This is a genomic window from Schinkia azotoformans, assembly GCF_035811335.1.
GTDB classification, from domain to species: Bacteria; Bacillota; Bacilli; order Bacillales; family Bacillaceae_J; genus Schinkia; species Schinkia azotoformans.
Genome location: NZ_JARSMD010000017.1, coordinates 182,661 through 190,540 on the forward strand (window position 1 = coordinate 182,661; position 7,880 = coordinate 190,540).

Consider the following 7,880-nt stretch of genomic DNA (forward strand, 5'->3'; position numbering starts at 1 on the left):
CTTCCCCCCTTTTTAATCCAATCAAATTAATTACGTAATGGCTTTCCTTTCAGTAGCATATATTTCATTCTTTCCTGCGTTTTTCTCTCTCCTACTAGGCTTAAAAAGGCTTCCCGTTCTATCTCTAATAAGTATTGTTCATCTACTAATGTACCCTCCGGAAGGCGACCACCAGCAATGACATAGGCGAGTTTTTTAGCAATTTTCATATCATGGTCTGATATATAACCGGAGTTTTTCAAGTTTTGGGCACCAAGGAGCATGGTGGCATAGCCCACTTCCCCAATCACCGGAATTTTTGCGCGTATTGGTGTGCGATACCCACTTGCATCCAGTTCAAGCACCCTTTGTTTCGCATCGAATAATAAATGATCACTATTAAAGCTTATGCCATCAGTAACACATAAATAGCCGTTTTCTTTAGCTTCATGGGCAGATGTTGAAACCTTTGCCATTGCGATGGTTTCAAATGTAGCAAGCGCCGCTTTTTGCAGATCATACCCACCAGAAGCCCCTAGCTTTTCTAATTGCCGTAAATAAAGCTCCTTATTGCCTCCACCACTAGGGATGACACCAACACCCGTTTCAACTAGACCCATATAGGTTTCAATTGAGGCTTGAATAGCGGCTGCCGGTAGACAAATCTCTGCTCCGCCCCCCAAGACAAAAGCAAAAGGTGCGGCCACAACCGGCTTTGCGGAATATTTAATTTTCATCATCGCGGTTTGAAATTGCCGGACTACAAAGTCAATTTCAAAATAGTTATCATCTTGAGCCTCCATCAAGATCAGTGCAAGATTGGCACCAACACAAAAGTTCTTCCCTTGGTGACCGATGACGAGCCCCTTATAGTTCTTTTCCACTTCATCTACGGCATAATTGATCATTTGGATAATGTCTAAACCGATCGCATAATTTGGGGAGTGAAATTCCAACACAGCCACATCGTCGCCCATATCAATTAGACTAGCCCCGCTATTTTTCTTAATCACGCCATGTTGGTCTTTCACACGTTTTAAATGAATGACCTTCGGATTGTACTCTACGATTTTATTTTCATAAAAGGATTTTTTTCCAGAAGCGAAAAGCTCCGTAACCCAAGCAGGTATTCGCTCACCCTCCTGCTCCATTTTTTGAATCGATCGTTCAAGGCCAATCGCGTCCCATGTTTCAAAAGGTCCCAACTCCCAGCCAAAGCCCCATTTCATCGCTTGGTCAATCGCTACGAAATCATCCGCAATTTCCTGGGCGTGCTCTGCTGAATACAGAAGTGTGGGCTTAATTATATTCCAAAGAAGCTGGCCAGCACGGTCTTCTGCATAGACTAACATCTTTAACTTTTCGGCTAAGCCTTTCGCTTGCTTACTCATTTCAATAGAAGCGGTTTTTAGCGTTCTCCGTTGTTCGTATTGCATCGTTTCGATATTGAGTTCAAGGATTTCCTTTCCTTTTTTTAAATAAAAGCCTTGGTCTACCTTGCTTCCGTACCAGCCATTATCGAGCATTTTCTTCATAAATGGCGGCAATACAAAAACCTCTTGTTCATCACCGGAAACATTTTCATGTACATTATCTGCCACATGCGCAAATGTATCGAGGCCAACGACATCTAGAGTTCGGAAGGTTGCACTTTTAGGGCGTCCAATTATTGGACCTGTGACTGAATCCACTTCGCCGACACTGTAGCCTCCATTTACCATTTCTCTAACGGTTACGAGCAAGCCGTACGTACCGATCCGGTTCGCAATGAAGTTTGGGGTATCCTTTGCTTCGACAACTCCTTTACCAAGTACATTTTCACCAAAAGTTTTCATGAATGTTAGAACAGCCTGATCTGTGTATTTTGTAGGAATAATTTCAAGTAGTTTTAAGTAACGTGGTGGGTTAAAAAAGTGGGTGCCAAGAAAATGCTTTTTAAAATCATCGGATCGTCCTTCAGCCATCGCCTCAATCGATATCCCGGATGTATTGGAGCTGACAATTGTTCCTTTTTTTCTTACTTTATCAATTGTAGCTAATACTTTTTTCTTGATATCTAATCGTTCTACGACAACTTCAATGATCCAATCAACCTCATTCAGCCGATCAAGATCGTCTTCCAAATTTCCTGGTTCTATTAAATGGAGATGTTCTTTTGATGTTAGGGGGGCTGGTTTCTGCTTTAATAATTTCTGCTTGGCTGCTACTGCTAAGCGGTCCCGAACATTCCTATCCTTTAGGGCAAGGCCTTTTGCAATCTCTTCAGCAGTTAATTCCGCAGGAACGATATCGAGCAATAATGTTGGAATACCAACATTAGCTAAGTGGGCCGCAATTCCTGACCCCATGATACCTGAACCAAGAACAGCCGCCTTTTTTATAGTTCGACCCATACTCCAACCTCCTATAAAATTCATTCTATTGTACCGTTTACTATAAGTTATTTTCAAAGTCATTTAAATATTACGAACTACAAAAAGCTGACCAGTTCGGCTTCTACTGGTCAGCTTTTATATCGTTACTTTTTAAGATTTTCAATTGGTTCATTTAAGAAACGAAGCAAGTCGCGTTGAATCACTTTATCCGATAAAGCAAGCTCATATTCAACCATTTCTTTTTGTGGTTCACAGAAAAGTTGATCTGCCGGTAACCCTGTTCCTTTTGTATAACATGTACCTTTAGTATAAATAAAGTTCTTAGTTACAAAGCTTCCATCACGGAATGCAATAAAATCTTTTCTTGTTTTGCTAAATAAGCTATCACCAAATTCAATATCCTTACCTGGGTCAATACCGAGCAAATCCAGAATTGTTGGTTTAACATCAATTTGGCCGCCTATTGTATGAAGCGTTTTGCCTTCCACACCTGGAATATGAACGATGAACGGCACCTTCTGTAATTCAACATGAACGTCCGGTGTTATTTCCTTGCCAATCACTTGGGCCATTGCTTTATTATGATTTTCCGAAATTCCATAATGGTCGCCATACATGACCACAATCGTGTTATCATATAGACCACTTGTTTTTAATTGTTCAAAGAAAACTTTCAGTGATTCATCTAAATATCTAGCGGTTTGCACATAACGGTCCACTGAGCCATCTCCCGTTTGCAATCGTGGAATCATCACGTCCGCATCATCAAGAATATACGGGAAGTGGTTTGTTAATGTAATCATCTTAGCATGGAACGGCTGCGGCAAACTTTGCAATAATGGTATTGATTGTTCAAAGAATGGAATATCCTTTAAGCCATAGTTTATTGAATTTTCTTCCGTTACATTGTAATATGTCTCATCGAAAAAGTGATCATAACCTAAAGCTTTATACATTAAATCACGATTCCAGAAACTTTTATTGTTACCATGTAATGATGCTGTTGTGTAACCATTATTTTTTAAAATTTCCGGAAGAGCGTAAAACTTGTTTTGAGCATTTTGAGTAAATACAGCTCCACTTGGTAATGGATATAAAGAGTTATCATTTAAAAACTCAGCATCCGATGTTTTACCTTGACCTGTTTGGTGATAGAAATTATCAAAGTATAGGCTATCCTTAACCAATTCATTCAAGAAAGGTGTAACCGGTTGTCCGTCTACTTCATAATTAATAAGCCAGTTTTGGAAAGACTCCAATGAAATTAAAATGACGTTTTTGCCTTTCGCTATACCAGACATTTCATTCTTTTTTTCTACACCATCATTCACATAGTTTTCTACTTCAATGATATCACTGCCTTCGGCAAACGCTCGTTGAGCTGATGCCTTTGAATGCATGAATAAATCATACATATGATAATTGTAAACCCCAAGATATTTCACCAACATCTCACGGTCAAATGTTCTAGTTAAAAGCTGTGGTCTTTGTGTTTCTGCTAATAATACGTTGAATATTAGTAAACCAACAGACAAAAGCATTAGCACACGCTGTGCGGGCTTTTGAAAGGTAACAATCTTAATTTCTTTCTTTCTAGCAATAAAAGCTAGCACAATAATATCAACAAAAAGCAAAATGTCAGTCGGCTTCATTAATTCAAAAGCACTGCCGCCTATATCTCCAAAGTTTTTCACCTGGAATAATACCGGAATTGTGATAAAGTCGTTAAAAAAGCGGTAGTACACTAAATTAGCATAGGTTATAAATGTGAAAATGAAGCTGCCTATTAGAATTCCCCTGCGGCTTAATTTTCTTCTGAATGCAAAAGCAAATAGGAATAATAATAAAATCGGACCTAATGGGTTTATGAAGAGAATAAATTCCTCAACAGCATTTTCTAATGATAAGTCGAAAATAAAACGACTAATTAAATAAGATTTTAGCCACAATAAAACTACTGTAGCAATTAAAAACTTTTCCTCAGAGCTTGGTCGAAAGTTTTTTACTTTGGAAAGTAACCCTTTCATGATTAAAAAATCCCCCTTATCTAATTCCCTTATAACCTTTTCTATCTTTATATATATTTGATTTTTATTTATAAAAATCCGAATAAAAAAAGGAATCAATGAAAAGTATCTTACTACTTTCTAATTTAAGTTGCAACTAATAATTATTGTATTTTTGTTATAAATTTGAAAAAATATACATATTTTACCTTATAACCCTCCGACATATTTATTTAAACATATGTAATAGACGAATACAAACCACAAAAAGTTTCATTTTAACTTAATTTTGTATTATTTATAAGTTAGTTGTTGACAAAATTACAAATATTCACTTATGATAGATATAACAATAAAATATTCCTTTTCAAAGGGGAGTAGCGTCAGGTTTTTAACCTGAAACAAAGTCGTCATTTCATGGAGTGCTATCCATCGGCTTTGTTGACATGATACATGTTTAGCAAGACCTTTGCCTAAGTTAACACTAGGCAAAGGTCTTTTTTATTTTAAAAAATGAAAAATGGAGGTTAAAAAAGTATGGAATTTCTTACGGCACTTTTAGCAATTGTTATGATCGATTTAGTTTTAGCAGGAGATAATGCAATTGTAATAGGACTTGCGGCTCGAAATTTACCAAAGGAAAAACAAAAAACAGTTATATTGTGGGGAACAGTGGGTGCTGTTTTTATCCGGGTTCTCGCGACGATTGCTGTAGTGTGGCTGTTAAAAGTTCCAGGATTATTGTTAGTCGGCGGCGTCCTTCTTATCTGGATTGCGTACAAGCTATTAGTTGAAGAAAAAGGACATGATGTAAAAGCAGGCGAAAATACTTGGGCGGCAATCCGCACTATTATTATTGCTGATGCAGCAATGGGCTTAGATAATGTCTTAGCTGTTGCCGGTGCAGCTCACGGAAGCATTTTGCTTGTTATTTTAGGCTTAGCAATTTCAGTACCGATCGTTGTTTGGGGAAGTACAATTATTATTAAATGGATGGAGCGTTATCCGATTATCATTACAATTGGTGCAGGTATCTTGGCTTGGACTGCTTCAAAAATGATTGTAGGCGAGCCATTCATGAAACCATTCTTTGGAAATGACATTTTGAAGTACTGCTTTGAACTTCTTGTTGTTGCAGCTGTTGTTGGAGCTGGTGTGCTAAAAAAAAGAAAAAGCATCAAAAAAGAAGAATTGGCGATGGAATAGAAAAACTGAAGCTAGACATAGATTACGAGGCTGACCCCATGGAGTCAGCCTCTTCTACTATCTTCTTCTTGGTTTCCTTGTTTTTATATAGATAAAAATAAACAATACCAACAGAATAGCAAGTACAACATAAACAATATTGGAGTAAATATCCATATACCCAACAATGGAATCCCATGAATCTCCTACAGAAGCACCAAGATTGATGAGAACAATATTCCAGATGAATGTTCCAATTGTTGTTAATATAAGAAATAGGAAGAAATTCATATTCGACATCCCGGCGGGAATCGAAATTAAACTTCTTATTAATGGTACAAATCGACAGAAAAAGACAGTCCAAGGACCATATTTATCAAACCAGGCGTCTGCTTTATAAAGGTCATCCCTCGTTAAGCGCAGGATATGTCCCCAACGATCAACGATTTTCTCCAAATTCTCAACGTCCAAAAGTAAACCAATTCCGTAAAGCACAACCGCACCCAGGACTGAACCAATGGTCGAGGCAATGACGACACCCATTATCGTTAAATCAGTAGTAGTCGTCATAAAGCCGCCAAATGTCAAAATAACCTCAGAAGGTATCGGCGGAAAAATATTTTCAAGTGCGATCAATAACAAAATCCCTATGTATCCATATTCATTCATTATACTAATTAACCAATTTTCCATAAAACACCCTACCTATTTCCTTTATCATTTAGTTAAACTATTCTAACTTTAACAGTCGTCCCTTTTTGAATCAAGAAAAAAAGGAGTTAAGATAACCCCAAACTCCTAACCATCTTATTCAATTCCAGCAATAATATGCGTTGGCTCTGTTAACAATTCTTTACTGCTTAGCTTTTTTTCTTCCATATATTTTTTTACTAAGTAATAACCGATACAGTAGCCGAGCATTTTGGGATAGGTTCGCCGCAAACCGTACAATAGCTCCATATGTTTTCGATCTGTTTTCTTAATATTTTTATTTGGGCGAAGCAATACCATCCACATCTTTTCCAATTCCTCATCTGTGTAGTAGGACGTCCAATTGGCCAGATAGCTGGTGCCAAGTCGTTCCCGAACAGCATTTTCAGCTAACCCTTCTAATATAATTGTGTCTAACAATACATATTGGTCTTCACTTTTGCGAAACTTAGCCAAGCGGCAAACATGGTTATATTCATGTGTCAGCACAGCTCTTATTTCTTTTTCCGTATTTTGGTCTGTTAAAAATAAAAACAATTTATCCTTAAACGCTAACCCTGATTTGCCGTTAAAATCCCGCTGAATTTTTCGATTTGTAACATCAGATGGAAAAATAAAGATGGGGATATCGGGCCCACCCCATGATTTCTGCAGGGCAAGATAATCCTTTTGCACTATTTCCCATACTTTGTTTTTTTGCAATGCCCGGACCCGCTCCACTCCTTGCCTAAGTGGTCGATACATTCCGTGTATTTTCAAATATTCATAAATCTCAGCTGCCGGCACTTTTGGAAAATAACTTTTTAGATTTTCACAAATATCGATTGGATTATGATAGGAATCCAATAGCCACTGATCCGTTCCAATAACGCTCATCCCAACACCTCAAATCGCATAATATCCTATAGGGTAAGATATGCAATAATATTGGGAGTGTTATGGGCCTGGGCAGCTTTCATGCTTGCTATTCTTCTACTGTAATTGGGAGTGTTACTTCAACTGTTGTTCCTATGTTTTATTACACTTCTTCTTGCCCACTAAAAAAATTCGACACAGATCCATTATATAAAATAAAGTCAGTGCTTCGTTTCACTTCGCCTTTTATTTGACTTAGTAATAGAATCAGATATTCCAATAGTTCTCACATCGAAGTTAAGATAAGTGCGGTTTCTCCTTTTAAAGCTTTTTTAAAATTACGAAGAACAATTTTTACATAATCATCGTCTACATAACGAAAAAAATCTTGTTGCAGCTCTTCTAGACTATACCCCAAAATTTTACTTTTATAGGCAACTATCTTTATTTCCAATTTAAATAGGTATTATTTCCCACCTTACAACAAAAAAAAGTAAGGATCCGCCTGTAGGTCGTGGATGCTTACTTTAATTAAGGATTTCTCGTATATATAGTTATGCGGTTGATATGATAGAGGTCAAAAAATTAAACCAGAAGGGATAGTGACGGAATTATAAATATTGGATTATCGTTTCAATTTCTTTAATCTTCAATTTTGATATATGGGCATGATCAGGGATACCTTCAAAATGAGCTAAATAAGTTTCATTACTTGCGGATATATTCAATATTTTCTTAAGGTTAATAATGTAAACACGCACTTTATTTC

Annotated in this window: 5 protein-coding genes and 1 riboswitch; of the genes, 1 reads left to right on the forward strand and 4 read right to left on the reverse strand. The window is 37.1% G+C overall.

Going from position 1 to position 7,880, the window contains the following annotated elements:
- Positions 1-26 precede the first annotated feature (26 nt).
- Positions 27-2,372, reverse strand: a complete 2,346-nt coding sequence (locus P9E47_RS10705; protein ID WP_326163403.1) for a 3-hydroxyacyl-CoA dehydrogenase/enoyl-CoA hydratase family protein — start codon at positions 2,370-2,372, stop codon at positions 27-29.
- 125 nt (positions 2,373-2,497) lie between these two features.
- Positions 2,498-4,381, reverse strand: a complete 1,884-nt coding sequence (locus tag P9E47_RS10710; RefSeq protein WP_003330852.1) for an LTA synthase family protein — start codon at positions 4,379-4,381, stop codon at positions 2,498-2,500.
- A gap of 339 nt (positions 4,382-4,720) precedes the next feature.
- A riboswitch (yybP-ykoY riboswitch) is annotated at positions 4,721-4,819 on the forward strand.
- A gap of 78 nt (positions 4,820-4,897) precedes the next feature.
- On the opposite strand from P9E47_RS10710, the gene P9E47_RS10715 reads away from it, so the two are divergent.
- Positions 4,898-5,566, forward strand: coding sequence for a TerC family protein (locus tag P9E47_RS10715; RefSeq protein ID WP_003330851.1), 669 nt, complete (start codon positions 4,898-4,900; stop codon positions 5,564-5,566).
- 57 nt (positions 5,567-5,623) lie between these two features.
- Here the strand turns inward: P9E47_RS10715 and P9E47_RS10720 are convergent, their stop codons facing one another.
- Together P9E47_RS10720 and P9E47_RS10725 are read right to left on the reverse strand one after the other, a co-directional pair.
- Positions 5,624-6,238 (reverse strand): DedA family protein, encoded by a 615-nt coding sequence (locus tag P9E47_RS10720; RefSeq protein WP_003330850.1) that lies wholly within the window; start codon positions 6,236-6,238, stop codon positions 5,624-5,626.
- Between the two features lie 114 nt (positions 6,239-6,352).
- Complete coding sequence (locus tag P9E47_RS10725) at positions 6,353-7,132, reverse strand: DUF2268 domain-containing protein (protein WP_003330849.1); 780 nt, start codon at positions 7,130-7,132, stop codon at positions 6,353-6,355.
- Positions 7,133-7,880 lie beyond the last annotated feature (748 nt).

What these genes read in the sequence shown, in the direction of transcription:
- P9E47_RS10705 (WP_326163403.1), bottom strand. Translation starts at nt 2,372, where the DNA reads ATGGGTCGAACTATAAAAAAGGCGGCTGTTCTTGGTTCAGGTATCATG.
- P9E47_RS10715 (WP_003330851.1), top strand. Translation starts at nt 4,898, where the DNA reads ATGGAATTTCTTACGGCACTTTTAGCAATTGTTATGATCGATTTAGTT.
- P9E47_RS10725 (WP_003330849.1), bottom strand. Translation starts at nt 7,132, where the DNA reads ATGAGCGTTATTGGAACGGATCAGTGGCTATTGGATTCCTATCATAAT.
- P9E47_RS10710 (WP_003330852.1), bottom strand. Translation starts at nt 4,381, where the DNA reads ATGAAAGGGTTACTTTCCAAAGTAAAAAACTTTCGACCAAGCTCTGAG.
- P9E47_RS10720 (WP_003330850.1), bottom strand. Translation starts at nt 6,238, where the DNA reads ATGGAAAATTGGTTAATTAGTATAATGAATGAATATGGATACATAGGG.